The organism is Armatimonadota bacterium (assembly GCA_013359125.1).
GTDB lineage: Bacteria > Armatimonadota > Fimbriimonadia > Fimbriimonadales > GBS-DC > JABWCR01.
This window is the reverse complement of record JABWCR010000026.1, coordinates 1-20,736: the sequence shown is the minus strand read 5'-3', so window position 1 is coordinate 20,736 and position 20,736 is coordinate 1. Positions and strand designations below refer to the sequence as shown.

The following is a 20,736-nucleotide window of genomic DNA, read 5'->3' as shown; positions in this document are numbered from 1 at the left end:
GCTAATAGTTTGACGCAACGAGCGGAGACGAGCGTTGATAGACCAACAAAAACTGAGCGATCTCGCGAAAGACGGGGGCGGCCACTGTCCCTCCGTAATAGGCGCCCTTGGGCTTGTGGAGCATCACGAGCACAACCGCGGTCGGATTGTCGGCGGGCACTAGCCCGACAAACGACGCCGTGTACTGGCCTTCTAGGTAGCCCTTTCCAGGCGCAGAGACTTCTGCCGTGCCCGTCTTGCCGCCTAGGGCAAATCCTTTGATATGGGCGCCGGACTTGCCCGTACCCTTTTCGACGGCGGCGCGCAGCCATTGACGCACGGTGGCCGCGGTATGAGGGCTGATTGCTTGACGCCCTTGGGGCGGGACATCGCGCTTCAAAAGAGTCGGCTGAACCCAAATCCCGTCGTTCGCGATCGCGCCGTAGGCTGCCGCGATACCGATCGGCGTGGCCGAAAAGCCCTGCCCGAACGAGACTACGGCGCATTGCAGCGCGCGGGCGTGCACCCATTTTTCTGGGCGGTACATAATGCCCTGCTTCTCGTTGGGAAACTCGATTCCGGTCTTAGCCAGTAGCCCGAACTTGTCTGCCCAATTGTAGAGCCCTTCGGGCCCTAGCCGTTGGCCCAATATCGCCATGCTGACGTTGCACGACTGCGCCAATACGCCTTCCGAGTTCAGCTTGCCGTGCGCCCGTTTGCCGCCATGCAGGGCGCAACCAACCTTGCTGTTTCCGATCTTTCGAGTTCCGCTACAATAGAATCCTTCGTTCTCTCCCAACAGACCCTCTTCCAATGCGGCTGCCATTACGAGGGTCTTGTGAATAGAGCCCGGCTCCAGTTGAAGCCTGGTGGCGCGGTTTACAAGCTTATGCACATCGGCAGGCGCGCGTCTTTCTGCTGGCGAGGCGATGGTCGGCCTGCTGGCCATGGCCAGGATCTCGCCAGTCTTAGGATCGAGCACGATGGCGACTGCGTCTTCTGGCTGGTGCGCTTTGCAGGCTGTATCCAAAGCCGTCTCTACAACCTGCTGAATCCGAGAATCGATAGACAACTGCAACGGCGACCCATCGACCGGCTCCTTCCGCTGCTGCATAGAGCTCAACTGCCATGTTCCGTGCCGATCCTTGGCGCCTTCCATCACGCCTTTTGTGCCCGAAAGCGCCTTATCAAACTGCTTCTCGAGGCCGCATAGAGGCACAACCTTCATATCGGCCCGCTCAAACTTCGTCAGACCCAGAACTTGAATGGCCAAGTTGCCTTGAGGAAGCTCGCGCAACGCGTACTCCTCTAGATCGAGCGGACCGCGCGACCGGTAGAACGCCTTGTCGTTTCGCGAGGCCGCATTGTACTCTCGCACTATGGCTAAAGCACGATCGATCGGCATCTTTCTTGCGATCACGACTCGACCGGCGCCCGGTTTCGAGAACATTTCCACAAGCTTGTGCTCGGGCACGCCCACTCTGGGCGCTAACCAAGCGCTATAGGGTCGAATCTCACCGATGTTCCGCGCATAGACCGCGATATCGGCAAAGTGGAGGCTCTTTGCCAGCTCCACGCCGTTTCGATCATAGAGGGCGCCCCTTTCGGGCATCAGACTGACCGTTTGCGTCTTTGCGGAAACCCGATCCTGACTGCCTAGAGCAAGCATGGCCAGACGCGCGCCCAGCACAAAGAAACCGAGCAACACTATTGCCGACCAGATCGCCTCGCGGCGGGCATTTCGGCGCCGCGTCGTCACGGTCTTCGAGCCTCGACCGATCGGCTCGGCAGAATTTCGATCTGAATCGCATCGCCCGCCTGAGCGAGCGTCATCCCCAAACCGCTTGCCTTAAGCGGCAGTTTGGCCGGCCCTAACTCGGATGCGACGCTCGCCTGTAGCCGTTCGATTCGGGCCTGGACCGCCCGAATCTTGCCGTCCAACTCCTGATTTCGAGCGGCGACAATGTCGGCCTGCTGGTTGACGCCAAGTACAGTAGCTGCTCCCATAAAGATGAGCAGGGCGACCGCTATTGCCGATCGAAGCCATCGGCGCGCTCTCTTTCGAGTCTGCCTCTGAGGCGCCGGTCGCGGCTTTGCGACGGGCTCGATCGCCCTGGCGGGCGAAGTGCGATAAGTTGTTGCCTCTGAACGAGGCGGCGCTGCAACTGCCATGACTCCCTCCTTTGCGCTGCAGACCGTCGCTCAGATCGAACTTACGGAGAACGATCGAGTTCGGGTCGATTGGCGCGCTTGTGCGTTAATTCATGCCTTCTCTATAGCCCTCAACTTTGCGCTCCGGCTTGCAGGATTTTCGGCGGCCTCAGCCGGGGTTGGCCGCAAAGGCTTCTTATAAAGCAATCTGCCGCGGCCCGCATCGGCCAGCCGCCGCATCGTTTGTTTCAGGGGGCGATCCTCTAGCGAATGAAAACTCAGCGTTACGAGCCGACCGCCCGGTTTTATCCGCTCGAAGATTCTTTCGATCGTCTCCGGCAGCTCTTCAAGCTCGCGGTTCAGAGCGATCCGCACCGCCATCATCGTTTGAGTAGCCGGATGAATGCGCTGATAGCCCTTTCGTCTGGGCTTCGCTTCCTCCACGGCGCTCACCAAATCCATTGTCGTGTTCATCTGTCCCTGTTTCACTCTCTCGACTATCCGCCTAGCAATACGGCCGGAATGTCTCTCCTCGCCATAGAGGCTCAGAATCGCTTCGATCTCTGCGGCGCTCATCCTCGCCAGCATTTCGGCCGCAGTCTCCTCGCTATCGGACCGTAGCCGCATATCGAGCGGCGCATCGTATCGAAAGGACAATCCTCTCGCCGCATCGTCCAATTGGTCCATGCTAACGCCCATATCGATCAGGACGGCGTCTACGCGATCAATGCCAAGACCGTCCAGAACCTCGGGCAACCGACGATAATCCGATCGGACAAGGGTCGCCCGATCGCCCAACCGCTGGGCAACACGTTCGAGCGCGCGATCATCCCAATCCAGTCCGATCAATCGGCCTGTTGGAGCAATCCGCTCCAGTATTAGTTCGGCATGGCCGCCGCCGCCTACCGTAGCATCAACGACCACAAAGCCGGGCTGCAGGCCGAGCGCGTCCATGCACTCGACCGGCATGACCGACCTATGCTTCGCCATTTGCCGAGTTCGAAGCGGCTTCCAGCGCCTCTAACTCCGCTTTGCACTGCTCTGGGTCTTGGAAAACTTCGCCCGTGTGTGCTTTGAAGCGGTCGACTTGCCAGATCTCCCAGTGATCGAGCATGCCCACCAATCGCACAGTGCGCTTGGCATCGTTGGTCTTGTCCTTGTTCTGCGCCTCTGCCTTCGCGTGCCGGAGAAGTTCTTCGGGGATGACTGCCCTTCCTTGGGCATCTAGATAGACCTCGTGCGCCATGCCGATCAGCACCCTTGCAAGCTTCACCTTCCGTTGGTCGAAGCGGGGCAACCGTTGGAACCAGGCGACGAAATCTCTCCAGCTTTCATCCGTGAAAACCTGAATACAACCCTCGAGCCCTGGCGTCATGATCAAGAAGGAGTTCTTGTGGACTTGTGGCACGATAGGGAGCTGCAATCGCCCTCGATCGTCAAGCCTCAAGATGCCGCCGCCGTATGCGTCTGCCATGCTCTCAGGGTAAAAACTCCCGAATAGCGAACTATACCCTATCGATTACGGGTTTGTCAAGTGCCAAACAGGGAATCTTTTCCCATCCCAAAAAATTCTTGGCAAAATGGACATCTCCTGCTTTCGAGTTTTTCGACTACCCCTTACTCAGCCGGCTTCCAACTGGACGCTGGCAAGAAGTGCAAGAACGCCAGACACATCTCGTCGGTCGTCTTTTCTCCCCAACCGACGGCCTTGGGCGGATTGTGCGGGTTGCGCGGATTCTTGCTCGAGTTATCGTAGACGGCTTCTACGATCACTTCCGTGCCTGCTGGCAGCAAGATGGGCTGCTGGTAGTAGTAAGTGTCCTGCCAATTGAAGTCCCAGTTCTTGATCCAGATAAGCGGCAGTGGGTCCGTCTTGCCGGGAAGTTTGGCCGTGATCTTCATCTCCTTGCCCAACAAATGCATATGAGGCAGGATGCCGACCAGGTAGCTATCCCTAAAGATCGACTGGCGCGCCACTACCCGATGCCTTTCCTCACCGGGCGGAATCCTGAATTGCATGTTGATCGCCATGCGCATAAAGACTTCCTTCGGATCGGCGGCTTGGCTAAAGTAGAGCGCCATTTTGGAACGGTCGCGCTCGGCCTTGCCCGTACGGTAGTAGTGCACTTGCATGACGATATCGGCGCCCTTTGGGATTCGGTACCCTGTTCCATTGGGCGATTCCGCGGGCGAAAAGCCCGGCGCCCAAGTGCCCAAAATGCTGGTGGGCGGAAAACCGGGCGAGCCAAATGCCTTGTATCCTAGCCCTGGGTCGCGCTCGTCCAGCTTGCGCGCTATGCCAGTTTGATCGATAAATACGACCACATGATGAACCGTCTTGCGGTTGCCAGGCTGAACGTCCAAAGCGCGAACGAAGACGTCCTTGTCGAAGTTGGTCGGGATGACAAAGTGGCGATACTCGTCCTCGCCGGTTGGCGCCACTTCATACTCCTCGGCCATCTCGGCGATGAAATCGGGCTTTCCTAGAGACCAGCCTTCCTCGTATCTAACGGGTGCGGGCGCCTGTCTTAAGTCTCCCATCGGGCACCCGTCGTCCACCCACTTGGCGATCGCTTTGATCTCTTCGTTCTCAAGTCGGCGCTCGTGCTTGAACGCTCCAAAGCCCGGTTCGGGCTTCCATGGCGGCATCAGGCGTTCGGTGGTTACTTGTCTAATCTCGCGCGCCCAGGTCTTGGTTTCTTCGTAGTTCATCAGGGTGAACGGCGCGACCTGCCCCGGTCGGTGGCACGGCTGGCAGTTCTTTTGGATGATCGGCGCGATGTCCTTGGCGTAGGTTATGGCCGGATCGCCTTTCAAGGCGACGGCCAGCGCAACGGCTCCTGCAGCAATAACCAACAGTTTCATTCTCTTCTTCCCCCTGGTTGTGTTTCTAAGCCCCCGAATTGCTCCACGCCGGAAAGGTCCTTCCCGTCGGCGGCCATCATGTGCAAGAACGCGATGCACATCTCGTCCGTCGTTTTTTCGCCCCATCCGACCCACTTAGGCGGATTAGAGGGATTGCGCGGATTGTCCGCCGAGTTGTCGTACACGGCGGAGGCCGTTACGACCGTCCCCTTCGGCAATCGGATGTTCTCCTTATAGCGATAGGTGTCCTGCCACTTAAAATCCCAATCCTTGATGTAGATCAGAGGGATCTCCTTGTCGGAATTGGGCGCCTTGGCGGTTACTTTCATGCTTTTGCCGATCAGGTGCATGTGCGGCGTGATGGCGACCAGATCCACATCTTGGGGCGCGGTCCACTGTGCGGTTACGATGTGATTCTTTGCGCCGGGCGGAATGCGAAATCGAAAGTCGATGGCCGGCGCCACGCGCACAACCTTGGGACTGGGCGTTTTGGTGAAGTAAAGCCCCACTTTGGAGCGATCCCGCTCGGTCTTGCCCGTTCGATAGTAGTGCACCTGCATCACGATGTCTGCGCCTTTGGGCAGCAGGTAGCCCGAGTTGGACGGAAGCGTCGTAGGGGTAAAGCCCGGCGCCCATCCGCCCAATGTGCCCGCGGGCATAAAGCCAGGCCAACCGAACGCGCTGTAGCCCGGCCCGGGATCGCGAGCGTCCAATCGTCGGCCTGACCCGCTGACATCGACATACAGAATCACATGGTGCACGGTGCGCGGATTACCCGGCATCACATCGACCGCATTGATGAATACGTCTTTGTCGAACTTGGTCGGTATCACAAAGTGGCGATACTCATCCTCCCCGGTCGGCCCGACTTCGAACTCTTCGGGCATTTCGACGACAAAATCCGGCTTGCCCAGGTTCCACTCGCCCGCGTAGGGCCTAGCGGGCGGCGCAGCGTTGGGGTCTCCCGCGGGCGCTCCATGGTCGACCCATTCTGCAATGGTCCGAATCTCCTCTTCGGTCAGGGATCGGTTGCCCAAGAACTCGCCAAAGCCCGGTTCGGGCTTCCAAGGCGGCATTAGTCTCTTTTGGGTGTACTCTTTGATCTCTGCCGCCCATTGCTTGGCATCCGCATAGTTCATCAGATGGAACGGAGCGACTTGGCCGGGCCTATGGCACGGCTGGCACTTGGCCTGGATGATGGCGGCTACTTGGGAATAGTAGGTAACGCCGTCGTCGCTCACCTCATCGGGAAAGTGGATGGTGCATCCAAAAGCGGCGGCCTCTGCAACTTTCACAGATTTACCCGCCAGCGCTTGATCGAGCGCGTCCTTCAGGTAGCGCTTGGCAACGCGGGTTTCGTATCGGTTGTCGTCGATGGCGCCTCGATAGAGCAAGACGCCGTTCTTGCCGATTAGGTAAGCTTGCGGCGTCATCGTGGCGCCCATCTGCTTGGCCAAGGACGATCGCTCGTCCTTGGCCGCGATAAACTTGTACCCCATCTCCTTTGAATGCTTGGCGACGGCCTGCGCCGTATCCTCGCTGTTTGAGAAAAGAGCGACCACCGAAACGCCCTTCTTGCCATACTCTGCCGATATCTGATTGAGCCGAACGGTATATCGCTGGGCAACGGGACACGCTGTGCCCATAAAGACGACCGCAACCGGTCCCTTTTGACGCAAAGCTGCGAGCGAGACCGTCTTGCCGCTTACATCCTTGACCGAGAAGTCCTTGATTCGGTCGCCGATCTTTATGTGCGTGCCGCCCACATCGCTCAAGACATTGTTCGCACGGTTCATCGCTGGGTCCTGGTCAGATCCAATCCCCGCCAGCGCCGTAAGCCCGACTATCGCCCAAAGTGCTCGCATTGCTCGCTCCTATTTGCTTCCTTATTACGATTCTGGCACGAAGAGGTTCAACGTCAACCCTCAATAGCCTAATTCGGCAAAGCGTTCGATGCTTTTTTCGTAAAGTTCTTTGCCGTCCGGTCGGTTGATGCTATGAAAGACCGTCGGCGGTTTGGCTTCTCGGGTCATGATCTCTATCAGTTCGGCCGTCATGGCCCACAGAGCCGCGGCGGCTCCCAATCCGGAGGCCGGGCAGAACGGCGCGTCGATTCCCTCAAGGCTCATCATGCCGTCGCCATAGGGCGCGGCGTTATCGATCACGAGGTCGGCCACTTCAAAAAGGCGCAGCCCGCTATGGTGATCCGACTTTAGCTTTGACGAGTAGTCTACTGCCGTTAACCCAATGACTTGCACTTTACGTTCGATAGCTTGAATAGCCAGTTCGACCGCGATGGCCGTCTTGCCCGACACAGTGCCAATAATCAGCACATCGCCTTGTCGAACTCGGCTTCGATCCAGCACGACCTTTACCAGATCGGCGATCGTGTCCTCGTCGTCCTTGGGCTGCATGCCTTTGCGGTCTCTATAGGCGTTCGGATTGTTGACGGTCAGATCGAAGGTCAGCGACTGATAGGCGGCCAACCCTCCCGCACGGTTGACCAACTCGCGCGAGACCAGATGCCCGGTGTCATAGATGTGTATGGCGCCCCCTGATGAAAGCGACTGAGCGCACATTTGGGCGGCTTGCTGGATCGATTCGAGAGAGCGAGACTGGAGAATCTCGATCTGTTCGTGCAAACGTCTAAAATAGTCGGCGGCCAAGCTCATCTTCGCTCCTTTCGCGCGGCTTTCAGGCAAGAATATACCCCGCCGCCAAGTATAATTGGGTTAATGCCCCCGTAGCTCAACGGACAGAGCAGCGGCCTTCTAAGCCGTTGGTTGTGGGTTCGATTCCCGCCGGGGGCGCCATGTTACCGTGCTAACATGTGCTTGTCCAGGAACTTGAAGAGGTCGGGCAGGCAGTCCGCCACGATCATCAGATGCTCCGAGTTGGGATAGGTCTTGAACTCTAAGGTCGTTTTCGACTTAAGATTCTCGGCTGCCGCTTTTGCTTGCTGACGCAACATTCCGATCTCTTGCTCGCCGACGGCCAAAAAGAGCGGCGGAAGTTCTCCCTGTCCGCCTCGATCTCCAGCCGCAATTGCTCCGATCGCCGCAAAGGTCTTGGGCATTTTGCGCGCAGCGTCGAGTGTCATGAAGCCACCCATCGAGTGCCCTATTAAGAAGACTCTCGGCTCGCTGATCTTGAGATTCTTTTTGGCAAACGCCAAAACGGTTTCGACCGATCCGGGCGCATTGGCAACGGGCGCAATCAGATACCAGCCTCGCTCCTTCGCCTCCCGGACGGCCTTGCCAACACCGAGGCTCTCAAAGAACATATGCTCGTTGCCGCCCGCGCCGTGAAGCGCGACGACCAGAGGCCGTACTCCCCTTTCGGCCTGTTCCGGCACAAAAACTCGAGAGCGAACAACGCCGCGCTCGGACGGTATCGCCCACCAATGGTCGCCCGGCTCTCGCAACCAATCGTCTGCGCTCTTCTCCGCTCGGGCGACCAGAACGGTCAGAGGAAACGCGCTCTCGTTCGGTCTGCCTTCGCGGCTGTTCTCCAACTCTTCGGCCCACATTCTTAAGGTTGCAGCCTCAAATCCCTCTCTATTGCCGGCCTTTTCTCGAATCTTGGCTATTCGACCCTCCAGATTGGAGATCACAGAAAGCGGTTGGTGAATATCTCGGAGTCGAGCGCCCTGATGGCTCAGGATGACCTTGACGCGATATTCGCCCTCTTGGTCGGGCAGGCGCATTTTGTGGACAAGCGTCGGGCCTGAAACCGAGTGCGCTTGGGTGCCGTCTAGAGCCAACACCTCGATCCTGACCGTCAAGTTCGCGCTTGGAGCCTCGAATATCGAACCCAACTTGAACTCGATCTCCTGGCCGGGCTCCGCGATTCTTGGCATGGAAAGAGCAAGCGAATCAGCATACTTCCTCTCTGTGGTCGCCTCGCCGCTCGACTCCAAAGCGAACTGCGCTCGGCTTAAGTTTTCGCAAACGCGATTAAACTGACCGGAAAAAAAGCCCATAACGGCATTGCTGATAAAAGGAACGGCGCGACCGCGGGCCTCTTGGCCGGACGTTTCCCATTTCTGTTCTAACGCCCTAAGCCGAATCCCAGCCTCGCGCCGATCCGCCGCTTGGCAACAGGCAATCGACCAAACAAAAAGCCCTAACAGCGCAACGGACGTTACTCGCATAGTTCGAACCTCTTCATCCTCGATTTTGCCCCGCTCAAGAGCTTTATCCGAGACTTGGCTGCATCAAAATGCTCGGCCAAAAGTTTGATCACAGCCTCATTCGCGGCGCCTTCGATCGGCGGCGCTGTTACCCGCGCCACATAGCTTCCATCGGCAGTTTCTTCTAAAGAGTTCTTCGCCGATCGGGGAATCACCTTCACTTTGATAACCATTTCAATAGAAAGGCGCCGCCAGAAGCAAGCCTCTGACGGCGCCTGATCGTCATTCGAGCTAGGCTCGATTAGTTGCAGTTCTGGTCGGTTGCCGTACCCAGCGGGCAGCGCCAGCACCATCGGCCGATCGGATCCTGTGCAGCCAGGCCGCGCAGGTTGTACTTCGGATTGGTGCGGGTAACGTTCTGCCAGCGGTAGGGGCCGTCTTCCACAACGTCGAATACGAAGGCCGTCTTGTTGTCGATCGTCGGGTTGGTGAAGACGAACGGGTTGCCGGCAGCATTGCGCCGCTGTCGGAACTTGACGACGCCCGCGTGACCGTCGGCGAACGAAGCGACCACGAGTTCGCTGTGGCGGCCGTTGCCGTAGCTATCCATGCCGGTGGCGACAGTGCTGAGAGCGCCGTCGTACATAACCGACGTGTTGACCGAATAGTCAAGCTGCGCTTGAGACACGGTGCCGTTGGTCACCAGACCGAGGGCCTGGACGTTTCCGTCCTCGACCAAGCACCAGTTGGCGATGTAGCCAGAGTACTGAAGCTCGCTCAAGGTGCCTGCGCCGGTCGGGCATAGGCCGCCTGCGACTGGTTGGAAGCCAAGTCGAACATCCATAGCCTTCGGCTCGGAAGGGCAGTCCATGATCTGCACGTTCTTGATATACGGATTGATGGCGTGGAATACCGTGAACAGACAGGGCTGCGTGCTACCGGGTCGAACGGCTTGGTAGATGCTCATCGGGAAGCGCTCGTCCCAATCTTGGATGTAGCCCATGAAGGCGGTACCAATCTGGCGAGTGTTGCTTACGCACTGGGTCTTTCGCGCCGCTTCGCGAGCGCGGGCAAATACAGGGAAGAGGATCGCAGCCAAGATCGCGATAATCGCAATCACGACCAGTAGCTCGATCAGGGTGAAACCTTTACGTCGCATCTGTTCTTCCTCCTGTGGAGTTGTACGTTGGATTATACATCAGGTCCCAACTCTGCGGAACCACGATAGGATTGGACGACGCCCAACCTGCCGCAGGTTCCAACAGCCTCGCCGCTACATCTGGCGAAACCTGAGCCGTAATAATACCACGGATAGTCTCGCCATGCGCAATCAACTCGGGATTCCACGCAACTTTGCCTATTCGGGTCAGAAAACAGGCATCGGAGGGAATGGAGACGGGAGAGGGAGCTACGCTATGAAGCCTATTCGACCTGATTCCCAACTCTCCGTCCAGACTCTTCGCCATCATCAGAATCTCTTCTCCATTTTGACCGGTTTTTGCGGTCAGCGCGAAGCTGATATTTAGGTTACGCAAGGTCGGTTCCCAATAGTTCCCGGAAATTTTGAGAACTTTTTTCAGCGGCGGTTTGGCCATTTTCAGTGGGCTTTCAGCGGCCTTCCCTATACTTGCCATGTCGATGCGACGACGACCTCAGTCAAGCCGACAAGGAGAGAACGAAAAATGTTGACGATGGCGATGAACCTGACGATGCAGAACGCAGTTGTTAATCAGCGCAGCGCCCAGAGCGCCGACCAGCCGCCGTTAGCCGTCCTGTTAGAGTTTGCCGAGACCAAGGTGCGCTACTGGCTTCGATCCAAGTATTCGCACATGCTCTCTTACGACGACATGGAAGACGTATGGGCCGAAGTTCGGATCGCAGTCATGCGCTTTCAGAAGCCTGATGCGGCCGAAGACTGGCGACCCTGCTTTGTCGGTTTTCTTAAGCAGGTTACCGGACGAGTGTTCCACCGATTCGTGTCCAAGCAGTCGCGCTGCAGTTCGCTGGAGGACATCCCTTACGAGCCCGCGTCGGAAGAGTGCGACCCGACCGACAACATTGAGACCGACCTGATCGAGCGATTAGCCGAAGAGATGGCTGCCATTCCTGCCCTGCACGCTGCCGCGCTGTTGCTACAACTGGATTCGGACGTGAGCGAGCGCATCCTGATGCACGGCGGCCCCGAGTTGGTCGCACAGTTGGGCCTGCCCGCCGTTGCCTTGGTAGAAGCCTGCCGACGCGGCCCGCTGTCCGACGCGGAGATCGGCGCCCTGTACCAAACCACCGGTCGAGCCGTGATCGCCGCCCGACAGAACGCCCGACGAAGACTGCGACGCAAGTTCGAGGCCTATCAGTGAGCCACGGCCAGGTATCGTTCCCTCTTCTCCTCGCTGAGGGTTCGCCAGACCAAGAACTGCTTGCGAAATTGATCCATGAATCGACGATTGAGCCGCACCCAATTGGAAACATCGCCGCTGAGACGATGAAGATGAATATGAACGGAGAACACGCCATGAACAGCAGCCGGACGCAACAGAAGACGAACGCTCTGAGATACGCCGAGGTCGAAAGGCGCCAGCCAAGCCGTCGCTTCGACAGAGCCCGAATCGGCCTCAACCAGAGAAACGACGTCTTGGGTCATGAATTCGCCCAGGCTGTGCTCGCCGTGCGCCTCCAGCCACTCGGCGATGAACCGTGCAGCCGCGCCGACCTGGCCTGCGGAAACGGTAAAGGGCAGTTCGATCTCCCAATCGTCGCCTTGATGTTCGGGCAATCGCCAACCGCGATCCATGGCGGGTGTGGCCGCTTGACCGGCTTTCCTTGCTGGATAGAGTGTTGAAATGAGCGCGACCGCCATCACAATGCCCACCGACATGGCCGCCGACGCGCTGGAAAAGTTTAGAGTCAAACCCGGCAGCCATCCGACCGCGTGCAAGCCCAAAGTCGTCAACTGACCCAAGAAGTACCCCGCCACGCAACCTAACAAGCCGTACACCATCGCCTCGGCCAAAAACAACATCGCAATGTGCGCCGGCGCCAGCCCCACCGCGCTGAAAATGCTGATCTCCCGGAGCCGCTCGTAGACCGAACCTAGCATCGTGCTCAGGACGATCATGCCTGCCAAGATTGCCGGCAAGACCACGTATTCCAACCCTTCGCCCTTTGCCGATTGCATGGTGCTGTATCGGGCTGTTTTTTCGCCCAGCCCCGCATAGAGGTTAAGATTGAGCCTTGGCATCAGATCGCTCTTTAAGGCTTGCTGCGCCCTTTCGACCGATCCAAAATCGATCGCGACCGAATAAATTCCCGCACCCAGATTGATCGCTGTTCGGAACGGCACAAACGCCACTGTATCCGGCTCCATCCGCACATACTCCTGAAACCCGGAGCCGCCCGACGTTCTTCCCTGCCTCTGTAGCCTCTGCATCTGAACAAAATCGGCCGGCGTCAAAATCTCGTTATCGAGGTCTGTAATCGACTTGACCGCCTCCGAACTCAGAATCCCGACTACCCGATACTGAGCGCCGCCAAACTCCACGCTCGCTTGGCCGGCCTCCTCATTGCGAACGCCCAAAATGCGCGCCGTTCGGTCCGCCAATAGGATGGCGTTCTCATCGAACGGCGTAAACCACCGTCCGGCAACCAGAGCAGAACCCAGTTTGGAGATTGCGCCCTCTTCGTGCGACAAGCCGATTAGAGCGCGAGCGTCGTACTTCCGATCGCCTCGGCGAAGGGTTATGAACGAACTCTCGCCCAATTGCGCCCCAAAAAACCAAGCCCTGCCCGACACAGGCGCCTGGCCTGCAAACTCGTCTCGCAACAACCGAAAAGCCGATTCCTGCAATGGCGACAGGTCGGGGGCGCGAACCAAAATGCCGTTGTAAGCGGGCGTTCCAGGAGCGGGAGTCTCGTTGAATCGCAGCGCGCTGACGATGGAAGTGAACGAGAGCGACACGAACGAAACCATCACCAAGGATAGGCTGGTCAGCAGGGTTCTCAGCTTGCGCTTGCGCATGTTGCTGATTCCCAGATTCAGCGCCGCGGCCGCGGCGCTCATTCGGCCGACGTCGGCCCGATGCGCATCCATCGCGCCTCCCCTGGCCTGCTCCTCAAAACGACTGATGATCAACGTCGAGACGATCAGCGACAGAGCGCCCATCACGAAGGCGATGAACACGATGACCGGACTGCTGGTGATCTCGAACGCGGGATGCAAGTATCGAAGCCCGATAAACACGGCCACAAAGATCGCGCTCGCCCAGATCAATTGCAGTTTGAGATTCCGAGCGTGGATCAAAAGCCTCTCCATAAAATAAGAGAACGGTATCAGCAGCGCCAGATAGAAAATCACGCCGTTCACTACATCGGACGACGCGCCCTTGATGCCCGGATAGGCGCGAGCGGCGAATCCCCAAGCCGCGCGAGCATACGAATCGGCAGCCGCATAATCCAATCGCGCTAACGCCTCATTGGCCTTCTCTAAGGCCGTCTTGCCCTCTGCCTGCAGGGCTTCCTCGCCAGGATTGGAGATCCGGTGCTTTTTCAACCTCTGCAGCCGAAAGTCGTTCAGCGCCAGCATGTCCTCTGCGGCACGAAAGGCGGTCATCGACATCCGCCCGCCGATCATTGCCTGGTCCCGTTCGCTCGCCTCAACGCCTTGCGGAAGGTTGGATCCGACCCAATAGCCCTTTCCTCGCTCAGGGGAATCGGGCGACGGATTGATCAGGAGCAGTCGGTCTTCGCCCGGGCCTATGCCTAACTTGAGTTTGATCCGCGCGCCCGGCGTCGCAAACGCCACCGCAATGTCCTCAACATAAGCCTGAAACGCCAGCGATACCGGTATGAACACCGCCCCAAACTCTCTGGGCGCCGCGTCCGTCGCACCGTCGTAAACCTGGATCGTCTGCAACATCCTCAGCGATTGCGGATCGATCAAATCGAAAAGCGTGGTCGCCGCGCACGGAAAGAGCACGACCTGCCGGTCCATCTGCCCGACGTTCATGGGAAAGTCGAGCGGGTAGCTTTGAGCGCCCTGCAATCCTTGATCGGGAGCATAGTCGATCTTGCCCGTCTCAGAATTGATATGATAGGCCTGGATAAAGGTTCTTCCAGAAGAGGCGTAAGCGGTTACGGGCGCCACGCCGACAAAATCGAACCGCGCCTGTAGCGTAGGTTCGGGATGGCTGTCGTCGGTCAACTGAACCAGATGGCCGCGCACGCCCATGAAGGTCTTTCCGCTGCTAAAGTGGACCGCCAGCGAGCCTTTGACGGGGGTGTTGGGCACAAAACTTTTGTTCGGATCGAATCGATAAACGTGCCCGCCCAACTTCCCGAATCCGCCCTGCAAATGCATCCGCGCCCAATTCGATGGCTCCCTTACCGGCAACCGATTGGCCGCGTCCAGCGATTGCCGAGGATCGTTGAGGAGATGATGGAACAGGCAGGCCAACGTCTTTGTCTGGATGGCCACGTTCGCCGGATTGGTCTCTTCCGGCAAATCGAAGGGCGTATCGACCAATGGACGGGCGTCGTCAACCGTCGCAAACGTAACGCCAAACGCGCCCGCCAGCGTTGCGGCCTCGCTGTCAAAGGCTGTGGCTCCCGGAATATGGTTGCGCCACACTTTCCCTTCGACCGCATTGATCCCATCGGCAAAGAGACGCTTTGGGTCGGCGTTTAGCGCGGTCGCGATCTTCGCCGCATGGTCTCGCAAAGTCCTGCCTATCGGCGCAAACCGCACCAGCAAGTCCTCGCGCACGTCGTAATACCAACTCTTGTAAAACGGCGCGATACAGGGCGACCGGCTGGATAGATCGAGCGACGCAAAGAGGTAGATTTCGGGAGGATCGCGCTTTGAGCCGGTAACTTTTTCGATGAGGCTCCTCGGCCGCCATTCGTGCAACCGCCGCTCGATAAACTCTCGCACTCCCAAAAGACCGATGAAGTGCGCTCCGTTCGCAACAAACATGATTGTGCGATCGTTGCGCTGCTTCTTAAAACAGCGCGCTAGCTCTAAGAGCGCCGCTATGCCCGAGGCCGAATCGGCGCCCGGCGCCAGCGAAGGCACGATCGACATCGAATCGTAGTAGGCGTTGATGACGATCGTCTCTCGGCTCGGCTTCTCGCCCGGCAAAATGCCAACGACGTTGTATGCGTCGGCCCTTTGCCACGGCATCTGGCATTGGATGCTCGCTTCGCCCCTGCCCGCACGAGCCAGCGCCGCGCGAAGCCGAATCCCGTCCGTTCGAGAGACCCAGTAGCGCGGGATGTCTGCCGGCGCGGTTAAAAACTTGGCTTCGGCCTCACCCCGGACAGTCGAAACTGGCTCCACAAATACGATGGCCGACGCGCCCAGCCTCGCCGCGTTCAGCCAATCCGCGCCGCAATTGAAGTCGACCAGCGCGATCGAACCTTGCACTCGAAAGCCTCGAAACTCCTCCAAAGAAGCTTTGCCCGCATCGATCAGTCCGCCAGATGCCCGACCATGGCTGGCCTGCACCAAATTGGGCCAGAGCGGGTAGACGCGCAATGGCTCTTTGAGCAACGGCGTCGTCAGCATCGCCCCTTGGTCGACCGGCGAAGTCGCGACGAACTTCTCAAGCTGGACATTTTCCAGCCCGATCTCTCGGAACTGTCGAGCCACCTGCTCTGCCGCCGCCCGATTGCCCGCGTACCCCGGCACGCGAGACCCCATGGCCGAAAGCGTCTCCACCGTCTGCCGTATCCGAGAGGTCGAGATCGTATCGGCGATCGAAACGTAGTCGGGCTGCCCCCAAACGCTCGCTACCAAACCCGCCAGAACGAACACAGCCCCAAAACGCATAGAGAGAGATTTTCGCCCGAAGCGCCTCGCCTCCTCTTGACAACTCCACCGAACTTCGAGGTAGACTATTAGCGCTCAATCGACTTGAGCGCTAATCCAATTGGACGGAGGACGTTGATCCATGACGTTAAAACCTCTCAACGATAAGGTCGTCATCGAACTGTTCGAAAGCGAAGAAAAGACCGACAGCGGCTTGATTTTGCCCGACACCGCGCGAAAGCGCCCGCAGGAAGGCAAGGTCGTAGCGGTCGGCTCGGGTCGCTTGCTGAAGGACGGCTCGCGCGCACCGATGGCGCTGGCCGCGGGCCAAACGGTCGTCTTTAGCAAGTACGCCGGCAACGAGTTCGAGTTCGACGGCAAGAAGTTCCTAATCTTGGACGAAGACCAAGTCTTCGCCATCAAAGAATAACGGAGGGATTGAAATATGGCTGCAAAGATGCTGATTTTTGACGAGGACGCTCGCCGCGCGTTAGAGCGAGGCGTCAATCGTGTGGCCGACGCGGTGAAAGTAACCTTGGGGCCGCGCGGTCGAAACGTTGTGCTGGACAAGAAATGGGGCGCCCCGACGATCACTAAGGACGGCGTTACCGTCGCTAAAGAGATCGAACTGAGCGATCCTTGGGAGAACATGGGCGCGCAGCTCTGCCGCGAAGTCGCCTCGAAAACCAACGACGTGGCCGGCGATGGCACCACCACCGCAACAGTGCTCGCCCAGGGCATCGTTAACGAAGGCATGAGATACGTAACGGCCGGCGGCAACCCGATCGCGGTCAAGCGCGGCATCGACCTGGCCGTAGAGAAGGCGATTGCCGCGATTAAGGATATGGCCAAGCCCATCAGCGATGCGGACCGACAGGAAGTGGAATACGTCGCCTCGATCGCGGGTAACGACCCAGAAGTCGGTCATGTCGTCGCCGAAGCGATGACCAAAGTCGGCAAAGACGGCGTTATCACGGTTGAAGAATCGAAGGGCATCCAGACCACGGTCGAGACGGTGGAAGGCATGCAGTTCGATCGCGGCTACATCTCGCCCTACTTTGTAACCGACGCCGAGCGAATGGAAGCGATCATCGAAGATCCGTTGATTCTGATCTACGAGAAGAAAATCTCCTCGGCTCAAGACCTGCTTCCTCTGCTAGAGAAGATCGCCCAGACCCGACGACCGGCCGTGCTGATCGCCGAGGACATAGAAGGCGACGCGCTGGCCACCCTGGTGGTCAATAAGCTTCGCGGGATCCTTTCCGTCGCCGCCGTCAAGGCGCCCGGATTTGGAGACCGCCGAAAGGCCATGCTCGAGGATATCGCCGTGCTGACAGGCGGCAAGTTCATCACCGAAGACCTCGGTTTGAAGTTGGAGAGCGTTACGCTCGACCAACTGGGCCAGGCCAAGAAGGTCGTGATCTCTAAGGAGGACACCACGATCATCGAGGGCGCCGGCAATCGGGACGACGTGGTCGGCCGCATCAACATGATCAAAAAGCAGATCGAGACCACGGATAGCAGCTACGACCGTGAGAAGCTCCAAGAGCGACTGGCCAAACTGAGCAACGGCGTGGCCGTGATCAAGGTTGGCGCGGCGACCGAAACCGAGCTGAAGGAAAAGAAGATGCGATTCGAGGACGCGCTCTCGGCCACCCGAGCGGCCGTCGAAGAAGGCATCGTCCCCGGCGGAGGCGTAACCCTGATTAACATCTTGCCTGCCTTAGAGAACCTTGGCAGCGATCCCGACGAGCGAACCGGCGTTGCCATCGTGCGACGCGCTCTGGAAGAGCCGCTCCGACAGATTGCCGGAAACGCCGGACTTGAAGGCAGCGTCGTCGTCGAAAAGACCAAGTCGCTCGATAAGGGCCACGGCTACAACGCTCTGACGGGCGAATGGGTCGAGATGATGACCGCTGGAATCATCGACCCCGCAAAGGTAACCCGCACGGCGCTGGAGAATGCGGCCAGCATTGCCAGCCTGGTGCTGACCACCGAAACGCTGGTGGCCGAAAAGCCTAAGAAGAAGGAAGCGCCCGCTCCCGGCGGCGCGCCCGATTACGACGACTTCTAAGTCGTCCCTCCGTTCCGGCCTCGCTTGAGGCCGGAACGACATTCCCGCATTTTGACCGAAGGAACCTTTTTCGCCGACTTCCGATACTTAGAATTGGTAAGGAAACCATGCGATGAAGAACTGGAACGATGCGGAACACCCGCTGACCCAACTGTTTAACCAATTGGTGCTGGACGTGTTCGACGCCTCTTTGCGCCTGCGCGACCAAGAACTGCTCGACTATCTGCGAGACTTGTTGGTCAAGTTCACCCACATGGAGAACGTCTACGGGCTGACCGATATTAACGGCAAGCCGCTGACCGAAGTAGTCGACATGCTCCACTACGCCGACATCCGCCTGGGCGCGCAGTCGTTCTATCAAGAGCGCGAAGTGCACCGACACATCGGCGATTACACCCTGTTTTGGACCGGGCTGTTCCCCGAAAGCATCCATAAGCTTCAGTCCAAACTGCGCAAGGATTTTCTCTTAGACTATGTGCAACAGGGCAAGCAATCCTACTACATCGTCTCTCTCTTCGACATTGGCGAATGGCGCGCCGAGGCGCCGCTCTTCCGACGCCTCAGCGAGAACTTTGAAGTCTGCCGCCATGGCCTCTACGCCGTCCGGCAAGAGTGGGAGCGACGATCCAAAGAGACCTTTGACCGCTGGCAATAGGCTACTTTCCGGCGCCTAGGATCCTAATCTGAGTGGACAGCGTGTACGATTTGCCGTCGATCTCGTAGGTCGCCTCGCCGTACATAGCGACAAATCCCTCGTTCGGTCTGGTGATCCTTCCTGCGAATCCTTTGCCAGCGGCAGCCATAGGCTGCGACGACCACTTTGAATCGCGAAAATCCTTGCTCTTCGAGCTGGCCGTGAAAATGACCGCTGACTTAGGAGCCGGATCGCTGTTGATCGACAGTTCCAGTCCGCCGTCGGGCGTCGCTTTATAATCCCAACTCATCTTTGGAAATGTCTTCCCAGACGCCAACGTCCGTACAAATGCGGTCGATGTGGCGATCACGCGCCCCTTGTCCTCCAATCCGTGGCCGCTGTTAGGCACATAGAGCACGTGCTTCTCGCCTTTCAGATCGCCCCAATAGAGGTTGAGCGCGTCGAGCGTCCAATACCGATCGTTCGTGCCGTTGATGATGAGCTTTGGCATGGTCAGCCGATCCCGGTAGCTATAAGGGTCTTCTAACTCTAACAGCCGCTTGCCTTGAGGCGTCTTCAGCTTCTCGATCATGCCGGCGCCGGTGTAGTCGGCCACCTCTTCGCTCGGCTGGCCAAATGCCTCCAACTGGTGCGGAATCTGAGCCGGCACGTTCAAGATGTCGATCACCATCGGCACGATGCCCTTCACCCGCGGATCCTTGGCCGCGCCAACCAGCCAGGTCGTCCAACCGCGCTTCGATGCGCCCGTAACGACGAAATTGGTCGGTTTGGTCAGTTTCTCCTTCACGGCCATCTCCTGCACGGCGTCCATGCATTTGAGCACAGCCTTCGCCATCGGAAAGTGCAACGGCCAAGTCTCGTCGCCCGTCTCCATGAACTTGCCCCAGGTATAGACGATCAGCGCGTCCTCCGTCAGCCCGTACAGAGGCTGATTGGGTATGTGCCAAAGGATGACGAACGGCGCGCCGCCCTGCGTGGCGATACCCATGCCCAAAGCGTCCATCATGGCGTCCCCGCCGCCGCCGGTGTTGAGCACGGTCGCCCACTCGGGGTGCTTCACATCGTTCGGATAGAAGACCTGCACGCGGTGGTTCCAGTCGCCGCCCTGCCAAGTCTGCGATGTGAGGCGCATATCGTAAATCTTGCCGCCCTGCACTTCCTTGGTCGCCGTCAGTTCCCACTTGTAGTTGGGCTCCGGCTTCTTCATGTAACTGTCCAGGTCGGCCAGCGCAGAAGACGCCGAGAGCGCGACGGCCGCGACCAGCCAGATTCGCATCAATAGGGTTATTGCTCTGCCTACTTTTGTCGCTTTCATGCCTTATCCTTCGTCAAGGATGGGGGTTCGTCCTGCTTCGGGCAGGATCGCCGACCTTCCGAGCTGTCCGCTACCGACAGCCGTAGCCGAAGTATTTGAACGCGATGGAAAGATCGGCGTCGTCCACAATCCCGTCCTTGTCGCGATGGGGATCGTCGGTATCCCGATCCTGCACATCTATGGACGCCCAGACATCGAACGTCGCGCTCGCCCAGTTCGAGCCGTGCGGCGTCAGCGCGCGCGTTTCTGTAACCGTATGATCCTCGGGACTCAGGTTGATCCGCCATTCCGAACTCGACTCCCAAACTTTCGTTCCTCCGCACACGAATACCTGACCGGTCGGCAATAGCGTTGCGCTCATCTGGCGCCCGCTCTCGCCGTCGTCCCAATCGGCGATCAGCGCGGCGGTTGTCTTGAACTCGTCGGGCGTTAGACCAAACTCTAATACTTGTCGACGCTTGATCCTTGTGGCGCCATCGGAGCCGCCTATCAGCAGAACATGTCTCAGCGATTGCTCGGCCGCGTTCACAGGATTGTCTATGAGGCTTGGGAGCAACACCGCTGTGCCGCGACCGCGGAACTCCAGCCCGCTTACGCTCGGAACAGCTTCCCATGGACTCGTAGGGCTGTCGACGCTGCGAGAGTAGAGCGTTGGATAGGGACCGACATAGACGGACCGAGCTGTTGCGCAGCCGTCCGGTTTTGGGAGAGAGACTAGGAGAATTCGAGGGTACTCGTTCCCCAGATGCTCGATTTGGCTAGG

The 20,736-nt window shown here is 58.5% G+C and carries 18 protein-coding genes and 1 tRNA gene; 5 read left to right on the top strand and 14 right to left on the bottom strand.

All coding sequences use genetic code 11. The features are described from left to right. Position 1 precedes the first annotated feature (1 nt). The 7 genes from HUU60_11190 to HUU60_11160 form a co-directional block, all read right to left on the bottom strand. A complete protein-coding gene (locus HUU60_11190; GenBank protein NUL83269.1) occupies positions 2–1,738 on the bottom strand; it encodes a penicillin-binding protein 2 in 1,737 nt (578 codons plus the stop codon). Continuing rightward, complete coding sequence (locus HUU60_11185) at positions 1,735–2,151, bottom strand: hypothetical protein (protein NUL83268.1); 417 nt, start codon at positions 2,149–2,151, stop codon at positions 1,735–1,737. The genes HUU60_11190 and HUU60_11185 overlap by 4 nt, the downstream gene beginning before the upstream one ends. Positions 2,152–2,241: 90 nt before the next feature. Next, positions 2,242–3,120, bottom strand: a complete 879-nt coding sequence (gene rsmH, locus HUU60_11180; GenBank protein ID NUL83267.1) for a 16S rRNA (cytosine(1402)-N(4))-methyltransferase RsmH — start codon at positions 3,118–3,120, stop codon at positions 2,242–2,244. Next, positions 3,107–3,604, bottom strand: coding sequence for a hypothetical protein (locus HUU60_11175; protein NUL83266.1), 498 nt, complete (start codon positions 3,602–3,604; stop codon positions 3,107–3,109). The genes rsmH and HUU60_11175 overlap by 14 nt, the downstream gene beginning before the upstream one ends. 143 nt (positions 3,605–3,747) lie before the next feature. Next, positions 3,748–4,995 carry an ascorbate-dependent monooxygenase gene (locus HUU60_11170; protein NUL83265.1) on the bottom strand — a complete coding sequence of 416 codons (1,248 nt, stop codon included), beginning with the start codon at positions 4,993–4,995 and terminating at the stop codon, positions 3,748–3,750. After that, complete coding sequence (locus HUU60_11165; protein ID NUL83264.1) at positions 4,992–6,860, bottom strand: redoxin family protein; 1,869 nt, start codon at positions 6,858–6,860, stop codon at positions 4,992–4,994. The genes HUU60_11170 and HUU60_11165 overlap by 4 nt, the downstream gene beginning before the upstream one ends. A gap of 60 nt (positions 6,861–6,920) precedes the next feature. Then, on the bottom strand, positions 6,921–7,667 hold the full coding sequence (locus HUU60_11160; protein ID NUL83263.1) for a sugar isomerase domain-containing protein: 747 nt from the start codon (positions 7,665–7,667) through the stop codon (positions 6,921–6,923). A gap of 65 nt (positions 7,668–7,732) precedes the next feature. Here HUU60_11160 and HUU60_11155 point away from each other — a divergent pair. Next, positions 7,733–7,808: transfer RNA gene (locus tag HUU60_11155), tRNA-Arg, on the top strand. Positions 7,809–7,810: 2 nt separating this feature from the next. Here HUU60_11155 and HUU60_11150 read toward each other — a convergent pair. The 4 genes from HUU60_11150 to HUU60_11135 all read right to left on the bottom strand — a co-directional run bounded on the left by HUU60_11150 (position 7,811) and on the right by HUU60_11135 (position 10,761). Next, entirely contained in the window at positions 7,811–9,148 is a 1,338-nt protein-coding gene (locus tag HUU60_11150) for a hypothetical protein (protein NUL83262.1), read from the bottom strand. Next, the gene (locus HUU60_11145; protein NUL83261.1) at positions 9,139–9,360 is read right to left on the bottom strand and encodes a DUF167 domain-containing protein; all 222 of its coding nucleotides are present in this window, start codon (positions 9,358–9,360) and stop codon (positions 9,139–9,141) included. Before HUU60_11145 ends, HUU60_11150 begins: the two co-directional genes overlap by 10 nt. A 68-nt stretch (positions 9,361–9,428) precedes the next feature. Next, complete coding sequence (locus HUU60_11140) at positions 9,429–10,286, bottom strand: prepilin-type N-terminal cleavage/methylation domain-containing protein (protein ID NUL83260.1); 858 nt, start codon at positions 10,284–10,286, stop codon at positions 9,429–9,431. Continuing rightward, complete coding sequence (locus tag HUU60_11135; protein NUL83259.1) at positions 10,276–10,761, bottom strand: hypothetical protein; 486 nt, start codon at positions 10,759–10,761, stop codon at positions 10,276–10,278. Before HUU60_11135 ends, HUU60_11140 begins: the two co-directional genes overlap by 11 nt. Before the next feature lie 48 nt (positions 10,762–10,809). Here HUU60_11135 and HUU60_11130 point away from each other — a divergent pair, with 48 nt between their 5' ends. After that, positions 10,810–11,484: a hypothetical protein gene (locus tag HUU60_11130; GenBank protein ID NUL83258.1), complete on the top strand. Its 675-nt coding sequence runs from the start codon at positions 10,810–10,812 to the stop codon at positions 11,482–11,484. On the opposite strand, the gene HUU60_11125 is transcribed toward HUU60_11130, so the two are convergent. Further along, the gene (locus HUU60_11125) at positions 11,478–15,950 is read right to left on the bottom strand and encodes a M28 family peptidase (protein NUL83257.1); all 4,473 of its coding nucleotides are present in this window, start codon (positions 15,948–15,950) and stop codon (positions 11,478–11,480) included. The two genes, HUU60_11130 and HUU60_11125, sit on opposite strands and share 7 nt — an antisense overlap. A 121-nt stretch (positions 15,951–16,071) precedes the next feature. Here HUU60_11125 and HUU60_11120 point away from each other — a divergent pair, with 121 nt between their 5' ends. The 3 genes from HUU60_11120 to HUU60_11110 all read left to right on the top strand — a co-directional run bounded on the left by HUU60_11120 (position 16,072) and on the right by HUU60_11110 (position 18,658). Then, complete coding sequence (locus HUU60_11120) at positions 16,072–16,359, top strand: co-chaperone GroES (GenBank protein NUL83256.1); 288 nt, start codon at positions 16,072–16,074, stop codon at positions 16,357–16,359. 15 nt (positions 16,360–16,374) lie between these two features. Beyond that, on the top strand, positions 16,375–18,003 hold the full coding sequence (gene groL, locus HUU60_11115; protein NUL83255.1) for a chaperonin GroEL: 1,629 nt from the start codon (positions 16,375–16,377) through the stop codon (positions 18,001–18,003). Between the two features lie 112 nt (positions 18,004–18,115). Continuing rightward, on the top strand, positions 18,116–18,658 hold the full coding sequence (locus HUU60_11110; GenBank protein ID NUL83254.1) for a hypothetical protein: 543 nt from the start codon (positions 18,116–18,118) through the stop codon (positions 18,656–18,658). Between the two features lies 1 nt (position 18,659). Here HUU60_11110 and HUU60_11105 read toward each other — a convergent pair whose 3' ends face one another. Together HUU60_11105 and HUU60_11100 are read right to left on the bottom strand one after the other, a co-directional pair. Continuing rightward, on the bottom strand, positions 18,660–19,973 hold the full coding sequence (locus HUU60_11105; protein NUL83253.1) for a hypothetical protein: 1,314 nt from the start codon (positions 19,971–19,973) through the stop codon (positions 18,660–18,662). Between the two features lie 70 nt (positions 19,974–20,043). Further along, positions 20,044–20,502, bottom strand: a complete 459-nt coding sequence (locus HUU60_11100) for a hypothetical protein (GenBank protein ID NUL83252.1) — start codon at positions 20,500–20,502, stop codon at positions 20,044–20,046. Positions 20,503–20,736 lie beyond the last annotated feature (234 nt).

What these genes read in the sequence shown, in the direction of transcription:
- HUU60_11160 (NUL83263.1), bottom strand. Translation starts at nt 7,667, where the DNA reads ATGAGCTTGGCCGCCGACTATTTTAGACGTTTGCACGAACAGATCGAG.
- HUU60_11130 (NUL83258.1), top strand. Translation starts at nt 10,810, where the DNA reads ATGTTGACGATGGCGATGAACCTGACGATGCAGAACGCAGTTGTTAAT.
- HUU60_11145 (NUL83261.1), bottom strand. Translation starts at nt 9,360, where the DNA reads ATGGTTATCAAAGTGAAGGTGATTCCCCGATCGGCGAAGAACTCTTTA.
- HUU60_11140 (NUL83260.1), bottom strand. Translation starts at nt 10,286, where the DNA reads ATGCGACGTAAAGGTTTCACCCTGATCGAGCTACTGGTCGTGATTGCG.
- HUU60_11125 (NUL83257.1), bottom strand. Translation starts at nt 15,950, where the DNA reads ATGCGTTTTGGGGCTGTGTTCGTTCTGGCGGGTTTGGTAGCGAGCGTT.
- HUU60_11185 (NUL83268.1), bottom strand. Translation starts at nt 2,151, where the DNA reads ATGGCAGTTGCAGCGCCGCCTCGTTCAGAGGCAACAACTTATCGCACT.
- HUU60_11170 (NUL83265.1), bottom strand. Translation starts at nt 4,995, where the DNA reads ATGAAACTGTTGGTTATTGCTGCAGGAGCCGTTGCGCTGGCCGTCGCC.
- rsmH (NUL83267.1), bottom strand. Translation starts at nt 3,120, where the DNA reads ATGGCGAAGCATAGGTCGGTCATGCCGGTCGAGTGCATGGACGCGCTC.
- HUU60_11110 (NUL83254.1), top strand. Translation starts at nt 18,116, where the DNA reads ATGAAGAACTGGAACGATGCGGAACACCCGCTGACCCAACTGTTTAAC.
- HUU60_11135 (NUL83259.1), bottom strand. Translation starts at nt 10,761, where the DNA reads ATGGCAAGTATAGGGAAGGCCGCTGAAAGCCCACTGAAAATGGCCAAA.
- HUU60_11150 (NUL83262.1), bottom strand. Translation starts at nt 9,148, where the DNA reads ATGCGAGTAACGTCCGTTGCGCTGTTAGGGCTTTTTGTTTGGTCGATT.
- HUU60_11105 (NUL83253.1), bottom strand. Translation starts at nt 19,973, where the DNA reads ATGAAAGCGACAAAAGTAGGCAGAGCAATAACCCTATTGATGCGAATC.
- HUU60_11120 (NUL83256.1), top strand. Translation starts at nt 16,072, where the DNA reads ATGACGTTAAAACCTCTCAACGATAAGGTCGTCATCGAACTGTTCGAA.
- groL (NUL83255.1), top strand. Translation starts at nt 16,375, where the DNA reads ATGGCTGCAAAGATGCTGATTTTTGACGAGGACGCTCGCCGCGCGTTA.
- HUU60_11165 (NUL83264.1), bottom strand. Translation starts at nt 6,860, where the DNA reads ATGCGAGCACTTTGGGCGATAGTCGGGCTTACGGCGCTGGCGGGGATT.
- HUU60_11175 (NUL83266.1), bottom strand. Translation starts at nt 3,604, where the DNA reads ATGGCAGACGCATACGGCGGCGGCATCTTGAGGCTTGACGATCGAGGG.